At 39.3% G+C, this 17,472-nt stretch carries 15 protein-coding genes and 1 pseudogene; 8 read left to right on the forward strand and 8 right to left on the reverse strand.

Features of this window, described 5'->3' with window-relative positions:
- Positions 1-158: 158 nt before the first annotated feature.
- Positions 159-638: a leucine-responsive transcriptional regulator Lrp gene (gene lrp / locus P4S65_RS14450; protein ID WP_033014887.1), complete on the reverse strand. Its 480-nt coding sequence runs from the start codon at positions 636-638 to the stop codon at positions 159-161.
- Positions 639-780: 142 nt separating this feature from the next.
- Between lrp and ald the strand changes: the two genes are divergently transcribed.
- A complete protein-coding gene (gene ald / locus P4S65_RS14455; RefSeq protein ID WP_007375670.1) occupies positions 781-1,902 on the forward strand; it encodes an alanine dehydrogenase in 1,122 nt (373 codons plus the stop codon).
- Between the two features lie 108 nt (positions 1,903-2,010).
- On the opposite strand, the gene pssA is transcribed toward ald, so the two are convergent.
- The gene (gene pssA / locus P4S65_RS14460) at positions 2,011-3,336 is read right to left on the reverse strand and encodes a CDP-diacylglycerol--serine O-phosphatidyltransferase (RefSeq protein ID WP_096793232.1); all 1,326 of its coding nucleotides are present in this window, start codon (positions 3,334-3,336) and stop codon (positions 2,011-2,013) included.
- Between the two features lie 286 nt (positions 3,337-3,622).
- Between pssA and trxB the strand changes: the two genes are divergently transcribed.
- From trxB to infA, 4 genes are all read left to right on the forward strand, one after another.
- Entirely contained in the window at positions 3,623-4,573 is a 951-nt protein-coding gene (gene trxB, locus P4S65_RS14465) for a thioredoxin-disulfide reductase (protein WP_337120447.1), read from the forward strand.
- A gap of 97 nt (positions 4,574-4,670) precedes the next feature.
- Positions 4,671-5,387, forward strand: a complete 717-nt coding sequence (gene aat, locus P4S65_RS14470) for a leucyl/phenylalanyl-tRNA--protein transferase (RefSeq protein WP_096793234.1) — start codon at positions 4,671-4,673, stop codon at positions 5,385-5,387.
- Complete coding sequence (locus tag P4S65_RS14475; protein ID WP_337120448.1) at positions 5,380-6,084, forward strand: arginyltransferase; 705 nt, start codon at positions 5,380-5,382, stop codon at positions 6,082-6,084. The genes aat and P4S65_RS14475 overlap by 8 nt, the downstream gene beginning before the upstream one ends.
- A gap of 90 nt (positions 6,085-6,174) precedes the next feature.
- The gene (gene infA, locus P4S65_RS14480) at positions 6,175-6,393 is read left to right on the forward strand and encodes a translation initiation factor IF-1 (RefSeq protein WP_002962494.1); all 219 of its coding nucleotides are present in this window, start codon (positions 6,175-6,177) and stop codon (positions 6,391-6,393) included.
- Between the two features lie 213 nt (positions 6,394-6,606).
- On the opposite strand, the gene clpA is transcribed toward infA, so the two are convergent.
- Together clpA and clpS are read right to left on the reverse strand one after the other, a co-directional pair.
- Positions 6,607-8,868, reverse strand: a complete 2,262-nt coding sequence (gene clpA / locus P4S65_RS14485) for an ATP-dependent Clp protease ATP-binding subunit ClpA (protein WP_033030412.1) — start codon at positions 8,866-8,868, stop codon at positions 6,607-6,609.
- A 94-nt stretch (positions 8,869-8,962) separates the two neighbouring features.
- Entirely contained in the window at positions 8,963-9,271 is a 309-nt protein-coding gene (gene clpS / locus P4S65_RS14490; protein WP_007375663.1) for an ATP-dependent Clp protease adapter ClpS, read from the reverse strand.
- 209 nt (positions 9,272-9,480) lie between these two features.
- Between clpS and cspD the strand changes: the two genes are divergently transcribed.
- Entirely contained in the window at positions 9,481-9,699 is a 219-nt protein-coding gene (gene cspD / locus P4S65_RS14495; RefSeq protein ID WP_002962500.1) for a cold shock domain-containing protein CspD, read from the forward strand.
- 517 nt (positions 9,700-10,216) lie between these two features.
- The gene (locus P4S65_RS14500) at positions 10,217-12,439 is read left to right on the forward strand and encodes an NADP-dependent isocitrate dehydrogenase (RefSeq protein ID WP_337120766.1); all 2,223 of its coding nucleotides are present in this window, start codon (positions 10,217-10,219) and stop codon (positions 12,437-12,439) included.
- 108 nt (positions 12,440-12,547) lie between these two features.
- Here the strand turns inward: P4S65_RS14500 and P4S65_RS14505 are convergent, their stop codons facing one another.
- From P4S65_RS14505 to P4S65_RS14515, 3 genes and pseudogenes are all read right to left on the reverse strand, one after another.
- Positions 12,548-13,789 (reverse strand): amidohydrolase family protein, encoded by a 1,242-nt coding sequence (locus P4S65_RS14505; protein ID WP_096793238.1) that lies wholly within the window; start codon positions 13,787-13,789, stop codon positions 12,548-12,550.
- Between the two features lie 12 nt (positions 13,790-13,801).
- The gene (locus P4S65_RS14510; RefSeq protein WP_008136198.1) at positions 13,802-15,184 is read right to left on the reverse strand and encodes an amidohydrolase; all 1,383 of its coding nucleotides are present in this window, start codon (positions 15,182-15,184) and stop codon (positions 13,802-13,804) included.
- Positions 15,185-15,284: 100 nt separating this feature from the next.
- Positions 15,285-16,067: pseudogene (locus P4S65_RS14515) on the reverse strand (hypothetical protein).
- Positions 16,068-16,315: 248 nt separating this feature from the next.
- Between P4S65_RS14515 and P4S65_RS14520 the strand changes: the two are divergent.
- Positions 16,316-16,675, forward strand: a complete 360-nt coding sequence (locus P4S65_RS14520) for a DUF3718 domain-containing protein (RefSeq protein ID WP_096793240.1) — start codon at positions 16,316-16,318, stop codon at positions 16,673-16,675.
- A gap of 58 nt (positions 16,676-16,733) precedes the next feature.
- Here the strand turns inward: P4S65_RS14520 and P4S65_RS14525 are convergent, their stop codons facing one another.
- The gene (locus P4S65_RS14525; RefSeq protein ID WP_007375657.1) at positions 16,734-17,426 is read right to left on the reverse strand and encodes a hypothetical protein; all 693 of its coding nucleotides are present in this window, start codon (positions 17,424-17,426) and stop codon (positions 16,734-16,736) included.
- Positions 17,427-17,472: the final 46 nt, after the last annotated feature.

Genomic DNA, 17,472 nt, shown 5'->3' on the forward strand with positions numbered 1-17,472 from the left:
TCTTTATTATTCTATTTTATTCACACTTACTTAGCAGTGAAATACCTTAGCAGGAAATGCAATTTGTTGCACTTTATCTTAACCTTGATGGCCTGATTATGAACACGTTTTTATAATTTAGGCAGATAAAAGCAAATGTCAGCCTATTATAAATACTGTTAAGCAATATACGGGCGAATAATTACACCTTCTTCACCTTTTACTTCTTCCATTACTACATAAGTACGGCTTTCACTTACATTTGGAAGTTTCAATAGTATGTCGCCTAATACGCCACGGTATTCTGACATATCATTTACGCGTGTTTTAAGTAAAAAGTCGAAATTACCCGACACCAAATGGCATTCTATAATTTCTTCATGCTTTTTTACAGCAGCACTAAACTCATCAAATACATCGGGTGATGTTTTGGTAATTGTTACCTCTACATACACCGATAAACCTTGCCCAAGCTTAGCAGGGTCGACCACTGCTTTGTAACCTAATATGTAACCTTCTCGTTCTAGTTTTTTTACCCGTTCGAGACAGGGCGTGGCGCTTAGGCCAACTCGTCTGGCCAGTTCAACATTGGAAAGGCGTCCATCATGTTGTAATTCCATCAAAATTTTCCGGTCAATTCTATCTAATAACTGATGCATAGTACCAACTAGTTTTTTATGCTGTTTATTTTTATTATTTAGATAATAACACTAGAACCTACTTTAAAAAAGGTGAGACACACTGGCTTATGATGAATATAATAGTGAAAAATGTTAATCCGTTCTTAATAAGGCAAATGTTATGATTATTGGTGTACCTAAAGAAATTAAAAACCATGAATACCGTGTAGGTATGGTTCCTGCGAGTGTTCGTGAATTAGTAAACCACGGTCACCAAGTGATTGTAGAAACTGATGCAGGCATGGGCATTGGTTTTACTAACGAAGACTACACACAAGCAGGTGCTGAAATTTTAGCAACTGCTGCTGATGTTTTCGCTAAAGCCGACATGATTGTAAAAGTAAAAGAGCCACAAGCTGTTGAACGTGCAATGTTGCGTGAAGACCAAATCCTTTTCACTTACTTACACCTTGCACCTGATCTTCCACAAACTGAAGACCTTGTAAAAAGCAAAGCTATTTGTATTGCATACGAAACTGTAACTGACTCACGCGGTGGTTTACCGCTTCTTGCGCCTATGAGCGAAGTGGCTGGTCGTATGTCTATTCAAGCTGGTGCACAAGCGCTAGAAAAATCTAACCACGGTCGTGGCATGCTATTGGGTGGCGTACCAGGTGTTGAAGCAGCTAAAGTTGTTGTAATTGGCGGCGGCATGGTTGGTCGTAGCGCTGCTCAAATGGCTGTCGGCCTTGGTGCTGAAGTTGTGGTTCTTGATCGTAACATCGACGTATTACGTGCACTAGACGCGCAATTTGGTAATAAAGTAAAAGCTATTTACTCAACTGCTGATGCACTAGAAAAACACGTACTAGAAGCTGATTTAGTAATTGGTGGCGTACTAATCCCAGGTGCAGCTGCACCTAAACTAGTCACTGCAGAGCACATTAAAGCAATGAAACCTGGCTCTGCAATTGTTGACGTTGCAATCGACCAAGGTGGCTGTATTGCTACCTCTAAAGCAACGACGCATGCTGATCCTACTTTCATCGTTGATGAAGTTGTTCACTACTGTGTTGCTAACATGCCAGGTGCTGTTCCACGCACATCTACGTTTGCACTTAACAATGCAACATTGCCTTTCATCATTAACCTTGCAAATAAAGGTTATAAAAAGGCGCTACTAGATGACGCTCACTTCTTAAAAGGCTTAAACGTAATTAAAGGCCAAGTAACTTACAAAGAAGTAGCACAAGCGTTCAACATGGAATATGTTGACCCACGCACAGCGGTAGAAAACGCATAATTTAGCGTTTTGTAGTTAGGTTGGTATTAAATAACATAGTAACTTAACTACAACCCATAAAAAAAGCAGCTAATTAGCTGCTTTTTTTGTGTCTGATTTAAAATGAATTTATATAAAACGCTTGATTATAAAATCTACTTTTACACGCTTAGCTTGGCCAAGTAGTTTTTTAACTGGCTGCGGGTAATCATCCATCGTTTCTAAATCATCTGGGCCTGTTAAACGGCGACAGTGTTGTAAAATTTCATGCTTTTCGTTATCAATGGCATCCATAATTGTTTGCTCTGGATCTTCTATTAAAATACCATTTTCGATATCAAGGCCCCATGCACGCGGATTTAAGTTATGCCCGCTCAGTAAATGTTTTGTTCTATCTGAACAAATACCTTTTAAATGAAACGAATTACTTCCATCTTTCCACAAATACACATTTAAATTGCCGTTATCGATATGGCGTTTTTGCGTTTTTACAAACTTATGCAAAATAGTTTCGTATAAATAAGGTAGTGCCCCTATTTTACTAAACGGCTCACTTGGCGGTAAATAAAAGTCATTTGCTGTTTTATCGCCTACCACAATAGTCACTTGTTTGCCTTGCTTTAATAAACGGCGCAGTGATCGCATAAGCGGCGCCGGAAAATTAAAGTATGGCGTATACAACACAAGCTCTTGCTCTGTGGTATCAAATAACGCTTTTATTAAACGATTTAATTCGTTATTACGACGGCCAAGCCCCAAAAATAAACGAATACCTAATGCTTGCGTATTTAGTTGCTCTGCTGCGTTGTAACTTGCGACTTTTAAGTCACGCATTAATTGCTTTTGATCAAGTTTGAAGTCTTGTAAACGCTTAAGCGGTCGTGTGTCTATGCGTGGCACAGCATCGGAGCTAATTAGCTTTGTCTCAATAAAATCAACCACTGAGTCACACAGTTCGCTCTGCGTTATTAAAAAGTAACGATCGAGTCTGTAACGCTCGTTATACTGCAAATACACGTTGTTTAAGCTTGCGCCGCTGTAAAGTAAGGTATCGTCAATGACAAAACCCTTTAAATGTAATACGCCAAATAATTCTTTAGCTTTTACAGGTACGCCATAAACTTGTACGTTCGATTTAAACTTTTCTAAATCGTCACAGTATAAACTTGCATTGCCGTCAGACTTCTCTGCACCAATAAGACCACGTTGCGCACGATGAAAATCCACCAGCACTTTTATTTCAAGTGCTGGGTTTGTTAATGACACACGATGCAAAGCTTCTAAAATTTCGCGACCTGCTTCGTCATCTTGTAAATAAAGCGCTGTGATATAAATTCGTTTTTTTGCGCTACTGATCAAACGTAGCAATTGCGTTCGGTAATCTTGCGCATTGGTTAAGACGTTAACGTCTTTTGAAGTCAACCCGAATGCGGGTTTTTCCTGCCAAAATAACATAGTTGCCTATTCACTTGGGTCACATAATCTATCAGTGACAAATAAAATTAGGTAAAACATAACAAAAAAATCAAAGTGGTCATGAATTAACGTTGTTTTGTTGCCTGTTAGTCTATTTATTGAGCTACTTTACTTTATTAAACGCAAAAGCCACAATCTCTAGTACACAATACTGCACAGCTTTTCGATTTGCTAAAAAAAATAATCTCGGATTTTGTTTACTTCTGCCTTGTTTTTCTTAGAATCGAGCGCATTAAAGACCGTATTAAACGTTTAGGAAAAAATAATGACTGAAGCAAAACATTGTAAGCTACTAATTTTAGGCTCTGGCCCAGCTGGTTATACTGCCGCAGTATATGCAGCACGTGCAAATTTAAACCCTGTTTTAATTACAGGCATTCAACAAGGTGGCCAATTAACAACCACGACTGAAGTTGAAAACTGGCCTGGTGATGCACACGGCTTAACAGGTCCTGCATTAATGGATCGTATGAAAGAGCACGCTGAACGCTTTGAAACTGAAATTGTGTTTGATCACATTAATAAAGTAGATGTATCTAAGCGCCCTTTCACACTAACTGGCGACCAAGGTACTTACACATGTGATGCGTTAATCATTGCAACGGGTGCGTCTGCTAAATACTTAGGCTTAGAGTCTGAAACTAATTTCCAAGGCCGTGGTGTTTCGGCATGTGCTACATGTGACGGCTTTTTCTATAAAGGTCAGAAAGTAGCGGTTGTTGGTGGTGGTAATACGGCGGTTGAAGAAGCGCTTTACTTATCTAACATTGCTGACGAAGTACATGTTATTCATCGTCGTGATAATTTCCGCAGTGAAAAAATACTTGCTGACCGCCTTGCTGAAAAAGCAGCAAACGGTAACGTTGTAATGCATTACAACCGCACGCTTGACGAAGTATTAGGCGACCAAATGGGTGTAACTGGCGTTCGTATTAAAGATGCACACTCTGATGCAACTGAAGAACTAGATTTAGCCGGTGTATTTATTGCTATTGGCCATAAGCCAAATACAGATATGTTTGTTGGCCAACTAGAAATGAAAGATGGCTACTTAGTTGTAGAGTCTGGATTGAACGGTAACGCGACTCAAACAAGTGTAGAAGGCGTTTTTGCTGCTGGTGATGTATCTGACCACATTTACCGTCAAGCAATCACATCAGCGGGTACAGGCTGTATGGCTGCCCTTGATGCAGAACGTTTCTTAGATAATTTATAAGCAATTAAATAAATTATTATAGGGCTGATTATTCAGCCCTTTTTTTATGCCTAAAATATAGTTACACTTTTACGATCAATTATAAGATAAGTACTGTATGAGAAATCAGCTATACCAATTAAGCGAAAACGATATAGCATTCCCCAATCCGGAATACGCATTAGAATCCCCTGATGGCTTACTCGCAATTGGCGGAGATTTAAGTTTACCTCGCCTAAGTAATGCCTACAAAAGCGGAATATTCCCTTGGTTTAGTGAAGATGAGCCTATTATGTGGTGGTCGCCGAGCGAACGCGGGATTTTTGAACTGGATGATTTTCATATAAGTAAGAGTCTGCGTAAGCATTTAAAAAAGCACCCTGTGAGAGTAACCATTAATAATGCCTTTGAAGAGGTGATAGAAGCATGTCGCGATCAACGCCTTGACACCGATGGTACCTGGATCACTTCTGACATGCTCAACGCTTACGTTAATGCACACAATGCGGGCATTGCTCATAGTTTAGAGGTGTGGAGTAACGGAGAGCTTGCAGGAGGCTTATACGGCATTATGCAAAATGGTGTATTTTGTGGCGAGTCGATGTTTCATCATCAAACCAATTGCTCTAAGCTTGCGATGTGGGCACTGGTAAATTGGCTTAAACGTCACAATGCGCATTTTATTGATTGCCAGTTAGAAAACCCTTATTTAATGACCTTAGGTGCACAAGTAATCCCTCGTTCAACATTTTTGACTAAACTAAAAGCTGCACATAGCTATATCGTTAACCCTATTATGTGGGAGCCACAAGAACTTGACGCAATCTATGAATGAACAACTTCCTGCACGTGTTGGTTTAACCCAAGAGTTTGACTGTAGTTATTTGCCCAACAGACAAGAACAACTTTTAGTTATTCTAGATCCTAGTTGCTACAGTACCGACAAATTTGAGTCATTATTAGGTTTGGGGTTTCGTCGCAGTGGTAACCAAATCTACCGCCCGCATTGCCCAATATGCAGTGCATGTAATTCTGTACGTGTATTAGCACAAGACTTTATCCCCTCAAAATCGCAAAAACGTAAACTAAACAAAGCAAAAAGCCAGTTTGAAGTGAAATATTCGACGCAAGAGCGACCTGAGTACTATCCGCTTTATAGTAAGTACATAACAATGCGTCACCAGGATGGAAGTATGTATCCTCCTGAAAAAGAACAGTTTCAAAGCTTTTTACTTTGCAGTTGGCTCAAAATCACATTTATTGAACTATGGCACCAAGATACTTTAGTCGCAGTTGCCGTAACTGATTGTATGAATAGCGCTTTTTCTGCAATCTATACCTTTTTCGACCCCGATTTTGAACACTATAGTTTAGGCTCTGTGATGATATTAGAGCAGCTTAGATTTGCAAAAGAGCAAAATAAGCAATACGTGTACTTGGGCTATCAAATTGATGAATGCAACAAAATGAAGTACAAAACTCAGTTTTTACCAGCTCAAAAACAGCTTAATGATGAGTGGGTGGCTATTTAATTTGCAAATATAGCCCCTGCGCCTTTACTTATTGGTGTATTTTGGGCAAAATCTGCAGCGTTTAACTATTAAAGAGGTGTTACGCTAAACATGGCGAAAGAAGACGTAATCGAAATGCAAGGGACAGTCCTTGATACTTTACCAAATACAATGTTCCGAGTTGAGCTAGAAAATGGTCACGTAGTTGTGGCTCATATTTCAGGCAAAATGCGCAAAAACTATATCCGTATTTTAACCGGCGATAAAGTAACGGTAGAAATGACTCCTTACGATTTATCGAAAGGTCGTATCGTATTCCGTGCTCGCTAAGTAAGTGCGTAAACGAGATTTAGTTTTTGGCTAGTGTTTTACTAGCTTTAAGCGTTTATTAAATGTAATTGATAGACATTGACTAGCAATTACATTTAATAAACAAAAAGCCCAGTTTTTACTGGGTTTTTTGTTGCCTATAAAAAGGGCAAAAAAATAGCCCGCTATTATGTAGCGAGCCATTTTATTTAACTAAACTTTTTAATTAACGTTTTACGCTGGTGTTAAGCTACTCTCGTAATCAAACCGAATCTTCTTGTCTTTAACCGATACTTTAACCGTACCGCCATCAACAAGTTCACCAAACAGTATTTCGTTAGCTAATTGCTTTTTAAGCTCTTCTTGAATAACACGTGCCATTGGTCGTGCACCCATTGCTTTATCGTAGCCTTTATCTGCCAACCACTCACGTGCTTTAGACGTAAGCTCAAGGTTAACCGATTTTTTATCAAGCTGGGATTGCAGTTCCACAATAAATTTATCAACCACCATTAAAATAACTTCACGTTCAAGGTGATTAAACCAAATGATGTTATCTAAACGGTTTCTAAATTCTGGCGAGAATACTTTATTAATTTCGCCCATTGCATCATGCGTGTGATCTTGCTCTGTAAAACCAATCGACTTACGTGTGGTTTCTTGCACACCAGCGTTAGTTGTCATTACCACAACTACATTTCTAAAATCGGCTTTACGACCGTTATTATCGGTTAACGTACCGTGATCCATTACCTGTAGCAGGATGTTATAAATGTCTGGATGCGCTTTTTCAATCTCATCTAAAAGTACAACTGCATGTGGGTTTTTAATAACAGCTTCTGTTAATAAACCGCCTTGCTCAAAGCCAACATATCCTGGTGGAGCACCAATTAATCGACTTATAGCATGGCGCTCTACATATTCAGACATATCAAAACGAATAAACTCAACACCCATGCATTTAGCAAGCTGTTTAGTGACTTCTGTTTTACCCACACCGGTAGGTCCTGCAAATAAGAACGAGCCAACTGGTTTTTCTTCGCTTGATAAACCAGAGCGAGATAAACGAATAGCTGATGTAAGCGCGTCAATAGATTGATCTTGCCCAAACACAAGCATTTTAAGATTACGGTCTAGATTTTTAAGCGTTTCTTTATCTGTTGACGATACGCTTTGCGCTGGGATACGTGCCATTTTAGATATAATTAGTTCTATATCTGCCACGCCAATGGTTTTTTTACGTTTAGAGCTAGGTTGCAGGCGCTGACTTGCACCGGCTTCATCAATTACATCAATTGCTTTATCTGGCAAGTGGCGTTCATTAATGTATTTAGCACTTAGCTCTGCTGCTGCTTTTAATGCTTTTTGAGTATAACGAATACCATGGTGCTCTTCGTAACGCTCTTTTAAGCCATTTAATATTTTGGTGGTATCGGCAACACTTGGTTCAAGTACATCTATTTTTTGAAAACGACGTACTAGTGCACGATCTTTCTCAAAAATATTTTTATACTCATTGTAAGTTGTTGAACCCATACAACGTAACTTTCCACTTGAAAGCAATGGTTTAAGCAAGTTTGATGCATCCATAACGCCACCAGACGCTGCGCCGGCACCAATTATGGTATGTATTTCATCAATAAATAAAATAGACCCAGGCTGTGCTTGTAGCTCTTTTAATAAGCTTTTAAAGCGCTTTTCAAAATCGCCACGGTATTTAGTACCCGCAAGCAATGCCCCCATATCTAGCGAATACACTACTGCATCAGCAATTACTTCTGGTACTTGCTCGTTAACAATACGATACGCTAAGCCTTCGGCAATTGCTGTCTTACCAACACCTGCTTCACCAACTAGTAATGGGTTGTTCTTTTTGCGACGACACAATACTTGTACCGTGCGCTCTACTTCGCTGTCGCGTCCAATCAAAGGGTCTATATTGCCTTCACGTGCTTGAACGTTTAAGTTGGTTGTAAAGCTGTCTAGCTTACTTGCTTCTTCATTTTGAACTTCTTGCACTTCTTCATGAATATCATCGGTGTCATCCCCTAACTCATCATCGGCTTTAGAAATACCGTGTGAAATAAAGTTAACAATATCTAAGCGCGATACATCTTGCTTTTTGAGTAAATAAACAGCTTGGCTCTCTTGCTCAGAAAAAATAGCAACTAGCACGTTTACGCCAGTAACTTCATTTTTACCTGACGATTGCACATGAAACACCGCACGCTGTAATACACGCTGAAAACCAAGCGTTGGCTGAGTTTCACGTTCTTCTTCTAGATCTGGGATGACGGGTGTTGTTTCGTCAATAAATTCTAATAATTCGGTTTTTAAGCCAGAAAGATTAACACCGCACGCATTTAGGGCTTCTCCTGCTGAAGGATTATCTAACAGCGCAAGTAAAAGGTGCTCTACGGTCATAAACTCATGACGGCGAGTGCGCGCTTCACGAAACGCGGCATTTAATGTGAGTTCTAAGTCTTTGTTTAGCATTGGCAACCCCTTACTGAGATAATAATTTATACCACAACAATCGGATGTTTGATCACCCTAATTGGTATTTATACCAATTGCATTAAATTGGTATTTATTCCTGCTCACAACTACAAAGCAGTGGATGCTCGTTATCACGCGCGTAGCGGTTAACTTGTTCAACCTTAGTATGGGCTACATCGGCGCTGTAAACACCGCAAATACCCTTACCTTTTTCATGAACCTGAAGCATCACGTCGGTTGCTCTATCGCTATCCATATTAAAAAACGTCGTTAAAACTTCTATTACAAAGTCCATCGGCGTGTAGTCGTCGTTATTTAAAACAACTTTATATTTTCGCGGTGGTTGTAGCTTTTGCTTTTCACTGTCGCGAACTGTGTCAATTACACCTGAATCTTTCATACCACTCATAATTAAATATAGTCTTGTCTTTGTAACTCAAGCAAACTTGAATAAAAAATAAATAAAATGTTAAAAAAATAACTCAAAACACTTGACTGGTTGGCTAAATAAACTACAGTCAAACATAGATTGATTAAACCTTAATCAGTCTAGCAAATTATACGGTTTAGAATAACTAAATTAGTCAACTTATTGAAGGATGTAGAAGTATGGCTTGCGGTAAAGTTAAATGGTTCAACAACGCCAAAGGTTTTGGTTTCATCGTAGAAGACGGCTGCGAGAATGATATTTTCGCTCATTACTCAACTATTGTAATGGACGGATATAAAACACTTAAAGCTGGTCAAGATGTAACTTTCGAATTAGAACAAGGGCCTAAGGGCCTCCACGCTAAAAATATTGCCCCTGATGGCGACATTATAGAGTGAACAATGTTCTGTTCGACTAAAGCGAGTGACCTTTTTAGATCCTCGCTTAATTCCTTAAGCATACTTTTTATCTCTTCATCCTTATTTATTGCCTCTTTTTACCCAAATTCAACCCTTTTCCTTGAATTTATTTTATATACCCCAATGTTCTAAGAGTTAATTGTTTAACTGAGTATTGAGCTCGTTCATACTCTAGCCCTTTTTATTTAAGCTTGTTACACTCTTAATGCTAGAACAGCGCATTAACACAACAGTTATCATACTTTTGCCAGTTTTAAATGTACTAGGCTAAAGGCTGATTTATTTTTGTTGATTTTTTAGCTATAAATACGATTCCAGTTCGTCAGGTGTGACTATTCTGCTTTTATAAAAAAGCAACGCTGAGTACCAACACCTAACAAACTATTCATTACGAGCGTACGTGTTTATTAACTTGTTTAATAATATTTACTCATTAGTAATGATTTTCTTTGCATTGTTGAATAAGACCTTATCGGTCGACTATCTAGGAATGATGATGACATCAAAAATTATCTATACAAAAACGGACGAAGCTCCGGCACTAGCAACTTACTCGTTGCTACCTATCATCCAAGCATATACAAATGCGGCCGGTGTTGAAGTTGAAACTCGCGATATCTCATTAGCAGGTCGTGTAATTGCTAGCTTCCCTGATTATTTAACACAAGAACAACGCATTGGCGATGCACTTGCTGAACTTGGCGAGCTTGCTAAAACACCAGAAGCGAACATCATCAAATTACCAAACATCAGTGCATCTGTTCCACAGCTGCGTGCTGTAATTAAAGAGCTTCAAGCAAAAGGTTACGCGCTTCCAGAATACCCTGTTGAACCTAAAAATGATGAAGAAAAAGCAATTCAAGCTGCTTACGACAAAATTAAAGGCAGTGCAGTAAACCCAGTACTACGTGAAGGTAACTCAGATCGTCGCGCACCAGGTTCTGTAAAAGAATATGCACGTAACAACCCACATTCAATGGGTGCGTGGAGCAAAGATTCTCAGTCTTACGTTGCAAGCATGAGCGAAGGTGATTTCTTTGGGTCTGAACAATCAGTCACTGTAGATACAGCCACTGATGTGCGTATTGAACATGTTGCAACTAACGGTGATGTTACTGTTCTTAAACAAAGCACACCTCTTTTAGCTGGCGAAGTAATTGATGCATCAAGCATTAGCGCTTCTAAACTTCAAGCTTTCTTGGCTGCAGAAATTGATGCGGCTAAAGAAAAAGGTGTTTTATTCTCGCTTCACATGAAAGCGACAATGATGAAAGTATCTGATCCAATCATCTTCGGTCATGCTGTAAAAGTATTCTACAAAGATGTATTTGCTAAACACGGTGAGCTTTTTGAAGAGCTAGGTGTTGATGTAAATAACGGTTTAGGCGATGTATATTCTAAAATTCAAACATTAGACGATGCTAAGCGCGAAGAAATTGAAGCAGATATTCAAGCTGTTTACGCGAACCGCCCTGCTATTGCGATGGTTGATTCTGACCGTGGTATTACAAACTTACACGTACCAAGTGACGTAATAATCGATGCATCTATGCCTGCTGCAATACGTTCAAGCGGTCAAATGTGGAATAACGATGGTAAATTACAAGACACTAGCTTTGTAATTCCTGATCGTTGTTACTCAGGTATTTACCAAGCAACTATCGATTTTTGTAAAGTAAATGGCGCGTTTGATCCAACAACTATGGGTAGCGTTCCTAACGTTGGCCTTATGGCCCAAAAAGCGGAAGAATACGGTTCTCACGATAAAACATTTGAAGCTAAAGCGGACGGTTCTATCCGTGTTGTTGATGCTAATGGTAATACATTACTTGAGCACAGTGTTGAGCAAGGCGATATCTGGCGTATGTGTCAGGTTAAAGACGCACCAATTCAAGATTGGGTTAAGCTTGCAGTAAATCGTGCACGCGCAACAGGCGTTCCAGCTATTTTCTGGTTAGACGAAAACCGTACACATGATGCGCAGCTAATCAAAAAAGTAAATAAATACCTACCAGATCACGATACAGCTGGTTTGGATATTCAAATTTTAGCACCGCTTGAAGCAACATTGTTCTCATTAGCGCGTATTAAAGAAGGTAAAGACACGATTTCTGTAACAGGTAATGTATTACGTGATTACCTTACAGACTTATTCCCAATTTTAGAGTTGGGTACGAGTGCTAAAATGCTTTCAATTGTTCCACTTATGAACGGTGGTGGCTTATTTGAAACTGGCGCGGGTGGTTCTGCACCTAAACATGTTCAACAATTCGAAAAAGAAAATCACTTACGTTGGGATTCTTTAGGTGAATTTTTAGCACTAGCTGCATCACTTGAGCACCTTAGCGTAACTACGGGTAACAACAAGGCACAAGTACTTGCTGATACACTAGACAAAGCGACAGGTACATTCCTTGCTGAAAACAAGTCTCCTTCACGTAAAGTGAAAGAAATTGATAACCGTGGTTCTCATTTCTTCCTATCTTTATTCTGGGCACAAGAACTTGCTAAGCAAAATGATGACAGTGAACTTAAAGCACAGTTTACTCAAATTGCTAGCGACCTTGAGTCTAATAAAGAGCAAATCGTAAGTGAGCTTAACGATGCGCAAGGCCCTGCAGTTGATTTAGGCGGTTACTTCCAGCCTAACGATGATGCGGCCTTCAAAGCGATGCGTCCAAGCACTACATTTAACGATATTCTTGCTAAATTAGTATAAATATCGGTTTAAATTTAAAAGCCGCTTACTTGTAAAAGTAAGCGGCTTTTTTATATCTGTATCTTGTAAAAAAGGCCGCTATTTTATAAATAGCGGCCTTTAAAATAATTATTTAGTATATGCACGTGGCATTTTTGAGTCAGTTGTATAGCGGTCACGTAGTTTATCTTGACGAGATTGTGTAGATACCTCAACCCCATTGATAAACATTTTGCTCACATGACTGCTTAGTTCAAACGGGTCATTACTCCACATTACTACATCAGCGGCTTTACCAACTTCAAGGCTACCTGCATTAATACCAAATACATCAGCAACGTTTGATGTAACCGCTTTTAACGCACCTTCTTGGCTCATACCGTACGACACAGCATTGCCCGCATCAAAACGTAGCTGATATATGTTGTGGCTTGCATCGCCGCCTACTGTTAGTAATACTTTAACGCCTGCTTTTTCAAGCACACTAGCATTATCTAAACTCGCATGAAGCGAATCAAAACTTCCTGGTAAGCTATCCATTGCACTAATGATCACTGGGATATTTGCTTTAGCAACGCGCTCTTTAACTACAACAGCATCTTGCGCACCGTTAAGCACTAAATTAATGCCAAATTGCTCTTTTACTTTAATGAGCTCAATAATATCAGCCGCACGTGATACGCCAACCACTAATGGCATTTCGCCAGTGAGTACTTTTGCCATGACTTTATCTTCAGTACTTGGTTTGTCATCATCTTTTTTGGCTTTTTTACCAGCTTTAGTTTTGTGCTCATCAAGCTTATTAATCAGTGTTTGCAAAGTAAAAGCACGAGAGCCTTTGCTGCGCTCACCTAAGTAAACAATTAAAGCGGCCTGTTTTTGTATGTCGCTGTCAAAACTACCACTTAAATCAACAACACTCGCAAGGCCTGAAAAAATGCTATCGCCGCCATGAGGAGTAATTACATCGCGTGTTACGCCGCCTTTACGAGCATAAGGCACTAAGCTTGAATGAGCATTGTAAGCCAAGCTTACGTCAAAATCGATACCGGCTTTATCCTCGCCTGCATCGCGTGAGCCCGCAACTGCACTTACTTCAACTAAACCAAGTTGATTAATACTTGCAATAAAGCCAGGGGTTACAATTTGACCTTTTGCATCAATAACCTTATCGGCTTTCACTTCAGTTGGGTTAATCGCGGTGATTTTACCATCTGTCATTACAATGCTTGCCGCTTCTAATACACCTTGATCAGATGACGTATGTAATGTTGCATTAATAATTGCTAACGATTGTGCGCTTACAGCACCAGATGCTAATAATCCTGCAGCAACCAGAGAAAGCGAAAACGAACGTGATAAATTTTTCATTCTGGGTGCTCCTTATTGTTGACCTAACATAAAATCACTTACTGCTTGATACGCGCTGTCGTTTCTATCGTAAACTTTTGCACCATCAACAAACACTTGTTCAGCTTTAGCATAAACACTAAATGGGCTTTGATTCCAAATAACAACATCGCCCTGCTTACCGGCTTCTAGTGAACCTGTTTTATCATCAATACCTAACGATTTAGCAGCGTTAGACGTGATCCATTTAATAGCGTGTTGCTCAGAAATATCAAAACCATTTTCGTTAGCGCGGTACATAACCTTGCCCGCTTCTTGGTTTAAACGCTGAATAGTAGTATCTGAATCTGAGTGAACAACTGCACACGAGTTTTTAACCGCATCAACAATAGCCACGTTTTCTTGTACCATATCGTAGGCTTCCATTTTAAAGCCCCACCAGTCTGGCCAAAGTGCAGCACACGAACCATTCTGGGCAAGTAAGTCAGCGATTTTATATGCCTCTACACCGTGATGAAAAGTACCGGCGTGATAACCAAATTCTTTTGACAGGTCAATCATCATTGCCATTTCTTCAGCTTTATAACAATGATTATGAATCATCACTTCGCCTTCAAGCACACCGCGTAGCGTATCGTGTTTAATATCACGTACTGGTGCTTCTGGGTTTAAACCTGCCGCGTAATCGGCATCGTACTTATCCCATGCACGTTTGTATTCAGCAGCTTCAGCCCATGCCATACGGTAACCAGCCATATTACCCATACGAGTTGAAGGCAGCACGCCTTTGCGACCATAAACACGTTTAGGGTTTTCACCACATGCCATTTTTAAACCATACGGCGCCTCTGGAAATTTCATCCCTTGCATAGTGTGTGCAGGGACATTTTTAAGCGTAACACCGCGACCACCAAATAAGTTAGCTGAGCCTGGTAAAATTTGCAGAGAAGTAATGCCGCCTTCGCGGGCGCGGTTAAAGCCTGGATCTTGTGGCCAAACAGAATGCTCAACCCACACTTCTGCAGTGTTAGGGCTGGTCATTTCGTTACCATCTTGATGCGACTCAACAGACGGGCTTGGGTATGCGCCTAAATGTGAATGTACGTCAATAATACCCGGTGTTACCCATTTGCCTTGTGCATCAATTGTAATATCAGCAGTGGCTGTTAAGTCTTTACCGACTTGTTGTACTTTGCCGTCAACAAGTAATACATCTGTTTCATCTAAACGCTCACCAGTACCTGTTAAAACGGTGGCATTGGTAATTAATGTGCTAGATGTAGAAACTGGCTGATAAGTACTTGGGTAAGGGTTTTTGTTAATTGTTATTTTATCGTCTTGCGGGCCGTTTTCTTGGCAACCTACAAGTGCAGCAGCTAAGCCCACTGCTAATAAAGAAGGTGCAAATTTTTGCATGTTGTTTGGATCTCCTGTTTTTTTGCTACTTTAGCGAAAGCTAAGGAATAAAGCCAAAAAAACAGGTGAAAACGCAGTTAATTAAGATGAATATCTGTAATTATTTCTTTATATAATTGTTATACAACTTTTCAAGCGCACCTTCGGTGGTAAGCGAGGGTCTTTGCTTATAAAGTGCTTTACCGTACGCGTTACAAAATCAGAGTTTTGCTTATGTAGCTTTGAAAAATCTTTAATAAGTGTATTACCGTCTTTAGCTGCAGTTACTTTGTCATGACGGTGACGATACTGGCTCAATGCTTTATTAAAATCACCTTGGTAGTCTTCAACCAAAATTTTATAAAAGTCACTTTTTTGTACGTTTAAATCATTAATGCAGTAATTTAGCGCTTCTTTAAAGTCGGTAAATATCATGCCCTCTACATCAAACTCTTTCGTTTTTTCACGCACTGCTACTTTGGCATCTTCTGTGGCGTAGCTAAAACCCGTAAAGGCTAAACGCTCAGCGGCTTCTTTTCCTAATTTCATACCCGCTTGAATACTATGGGCAAACTCGTCGCTCATGTCGCCAAGTTCGCTTTCTTCCCACATGTTATAAACGCGCAGTGGTTTAGCATATTTATTTGAGAGCTTTTTTAAGCTTGGTAAAACGCTCATCAATCGTCATCAGTCTTTCGTTATGTAAAAGTGCATGACACTCATAACACGCAGGGATAGAGATAAAGTCAGCCTCTTCACCTAAATCAACAATGCTTTGTAGCATATGCAATGGCGGACAATGGTCGCGCTCTGTTGCTTCACAACCACAATAAAAACACTGGTTAAAATACTGCTGATCGCAAGCGTATGCTTGCTGATAATAACTGGCTAACGTTTTGCTCACCGTTGCTCCTAAAAACACGACTAAATTGTGGGGGCGATAATAACAGCCTGAAAAAATAAATCAGCTGTAATAAAAAAATTTATATAAGTGTGTCAAAAAACATACTTAAATTGCTATTAATTCATACACCTAATTATAAGTGTGCATTAATCACATACTTGCTTACAGCTTGTTGCATTTGGTTAACAGCTTTTTTATTCAATTCGTTTAATACTTACCCTGCACCCGCAAATAATGAGGAATAAATTATGAACATATTAAAAGCAACTTTATATACCGGCTTAGTATTAAGCGCGGCACTTATTACAACACCAACTTTAGCAGCAAAATTTGTAGCTGCTGATACAAGCCCAGGTACACAGGCTTGTATGGCTGTTGCGTCTAATAAAGCCTATAAATTGCGTGCAACACTGCGTGATTTACGTACCAGTAAAGCCGCCATCAACAAACTGCAATGTAATAACTTACCAATAACAGAGTTTGTATCACTCTATAATTTAGATAAAAGCGCTAATTATCTAAATATTAAAGCGACAACACGTACATCAATTAAAGATTTAGCCAAAGTAAACATGCCTACAGTAACTATTATTACAAGCCCTAAATAAATGGCAGCTAAAAAGCAATCAAGCAGGCTGTTAAACCGCTTGCTTAATTCATTTTAAGTTAGATAATCACCGCTATTAAGCCAAATAAACCACCAAACACACCGCCCCACACAACAAGCCAGCCTAGATGCTCGCGGATCATAGTTTGAATAATCTCTTTCACCATTTTAGGGGTAAGCTCATCTAAGCGCTCATCCACTAATTTAAGTACCGTTTTATATAAACTCTCTGCGCTGTTACCTTGTGAAAGTGTTTGGGTTACTAATGCTTTAAAATCGTCAGTTTGAGAGATCTCACCAAGCGACAGTTGCATTTTTTCAATAAACTTTTCACGCATTGGCTCTATTGCCGCTGTACCGCCAAACATTCCTAGCATACTGCCAAACTGAGATTGCTCTATTACTTCTAACAAATTGTCAAAAGCAGGGTTTAAATCAACATTGCTAATTATTGGCTCAAAATCGATATTTGGTTGCGCTTTATTTAGTAAATTATTAATTTTTTGCTCTGAAAAAAACTCCGTTAATATTAAGTTTCTTATGGCCACTTTAAAACTTTCAAATTTAAGTGCTATAACGCCTGAGCCATATAAAAACGGAACCTTTTCGAATAACATATGAATAGCCAATAAATTAGTTACCGCGCCAGAAAGTGCAAATAAACCAACAGATAGCACAATTGCTTGGTTAAACACAAAACCTACAACAACACATAAACCTGCTAGCGAATTGGTTATTAAACTTTTGTTCATTCTTACTCCATTACAGTAAATGTAGTTTTATGCAATATAGCCGTTA

Source organism: Pseudoalteromonas sp. B131b, assembly GCF_037162545.1.
In the GTDB taxonomy this organism is placed as follows: Bacteria; Pseudomonadota; Gammaproteobacteria; order Enterobacterales; family Alteromonadaceae; genus Pseudoalteromonas; species Pseudoalteromonas fuliginea.